This window comes from Sporomusa sp. (genome assembly GCF_057736855.1).
In genome coordinates this window covers 1-2,169 of sequence record NZ_JBYKYF010000413.1, presented here as the reverse complement: position 1 = coordinate 2,169, position 2,169 = coordinate 1, and the positions used below count along the sequence as shown (strand labels likewise).

Sequence of the window (2,169 nt, the reverse complement as noted above, 5' to 3'; positions counted from 1 at the left end):
GTGAAAGCCTACCAGGATAATACATGGCAACTCCAGCATAGGGCGGGAGAACTTGTTGCAAAAGCCCATGAAGTGATTTACAAGGCCAGTCAAGATCCAAATGTTAATCAGACTGAACTGACGAACGCTCGTGAATTGCTGCGCCAGGCCCAATGGTATTGGGATTATATGGCGGCTGCTAACAGTATGGGGTTTCATAATCCGGTTCAAGGGCTTAACACATTGGGTCAGTCTATCGATTTAGCGCATCAAGCCATAAATGCTGCCAATAAAGCAGTTGGGGGCAAATCACTATAATTAGGTTAGAAAAGCTAGTGCAGGCGGGTGTTTTTGCTGATACAACATCCGCCTGTAATTATATATTCCGCAGGGAAGAGATTTGTGGAAGTTTGTTGATACGTGTATAAAGTTAGCTACAACCTAAAGATGTTTTACCACTAAGTTATTATTTTTTGAAAAATGCGACAGGAATCTGATAAGGAAAGCAGAATACCAAAATAAGGAATACATAAGTCAACATTTAATTTAAGGGGGGCGACTATGGAAAAGCGGGATACCCTTTGGGAATTATTTCAAAAGAAAAATATCAGCAGGCGCGACTTTGTTAAAGCATGCGTGGCTTTGACCAGTATTATGGGACTATCCACAGAACTAATACCGCGCGTTATTGAGGCGGCAGAGAAAAAACCGCTATTACCAGTTATTTGGCTACATGGTCACGAGTGTACCGGTTGCGATGAGAGCTTTATTCGCTCCCAGTCACCTTTGGCATCTGATTTGCTCCTAAATATGATTGCTCTCGAGTACATGGATGTATTGGCTTCTACTGCCGGTGAACCACTGGAACATCATCTGGAAGAAACCATACAAAAATACGCGGGTCAATTTATCCTAGTTTTTGAAGGTGCTGTGCCTATTGCTGAAGATGGTATATATTGCATGGTTGGCGGGAAACCCATGCTTGAAACCTTAAAGCATGTTGCTAAACATGCAGCAGCGATTATTGAAAATGGTACTTGTGCTGCTTGGGGCGGGATTCAGGCTGCCAGACCTAATCCTACCAAGTCTGTGGCAGTCAGTGAAATTGTTAGCGGCAAACCTATTATCAAAGTGCCTGGTTGTCCACCCATTCCCGAAGTGCTGACAGGTACGATTATGCATTATGTTCTCTTTGGCCAGTTGCCACCTGTTGATAACCAGGGACGGCCTAAACAATTTTTTGGCAACCGGATCCATGATACTTGTTATCGTCGTCCTTTTTTTGATTCTGGGATGTTTGTCGAGAAATTTGACGACATGGCCAGTAAGGCCGGCTGGTGTTTGTATAAGGTGGGGTGCCGGGGGCCGGAAGCCTATAATTCTTGTGGCAATATTCGCTGGTGGAACGGTATGAGTTATCCTATCCAAGCAGGTGCACCCTGTGTCGCCTGTGCCGCCAATAATTTCTGGGATAACGATCCTTTCCATGAACGGCTGCCTAACATCCCTTTGCCTAATACGATTGTCAATGCCGATAAGGTTGGTGCTGTCTTGGCTGGTGTGACTGCCGCTGGTGTAGCGGCTCATGGTATTGCATCCTATATTCAGCACAAACTGCATGTGTCGAAAACGGAAAAAACGCAGGAAGGCACAGAGGAAGCCAAGCCTGAACACAGTCAGGACAATGAATAGGGATGAGGAGGGACGGTTTCGATGAAACGCATAGTTGTTGACCCGATAAACCGAATTGAAGGTCATTTGCGAGTTGAAATAACAGTTGATGAAGTTACCGGCAAAGTAGAAGATGCGCTTTCCAGCGGCACTGCCTGGAGAGGTATTGAACTCATACTAAAAGGGCGAGACCCGCGGGATGCTTGGCTGTTTGCCCAGAGAATCTGCGGTGTTTGTACTACCGTACATGCTTTAGCCAGCTTGCGGGCAGTCGAAGATGCGCTAGGTATTGAGATTCCTAAAAATGCTAACTATATTCGCAATATAATAGCCGGTTCACAAATGGTACATGATCATACTGTCCATTTCTATCATTTGCATGCGCTGGACTGGGTTAGTCCGATAGCTGCGCTCAAGGCCGACCCGGCTGCTACGGCCGCTCTACAGAATACAGTACTGGAAAAATACAGCCTTAAGATGGTGGGGCCGATTAATTTTGATACAAGGGCCTATCCCAAA

General features: G+C 45.6%; 3 protein-coding genes. All 3 read left to right on the top strand.

Annotated features, from left to right (window positions below; translation table 11 throughout):
- Positions 1 to 297, top strand: a 297-nt coding sequence (locus tag AC29Z1_RS17010; RefSeq protein WP_488272637.1) for an ammonia-forming cytochrome c nitrite reductase subunit c552, incomplete at its 5' end; no start/stop codon positions are given.
- 243 nt (positions 298 to 540) lie between these two features.
- Positions 541 to 1,671 (top strand): hydrogenase small subunit, encoded by a 1,131-nt coding sequence (locus AC29Z1_RS17005; RefSeq protein ID WP_488272636.1) that lies wholly within the window; start codon positions 541 to 543, stop codon positions 1,669 to 1,671.
- A 21-nt stretch (positions 1,672 to 1,692) separates the two neighbouring features.
- The coding region (locus AC29Z1_RS17000) for a nickel-dependent hydrogenase large subunit (protein WP_488272635.1) at positions 1,693 to 2,169 on the top strand (477 nt) is incomplete at its 3' end.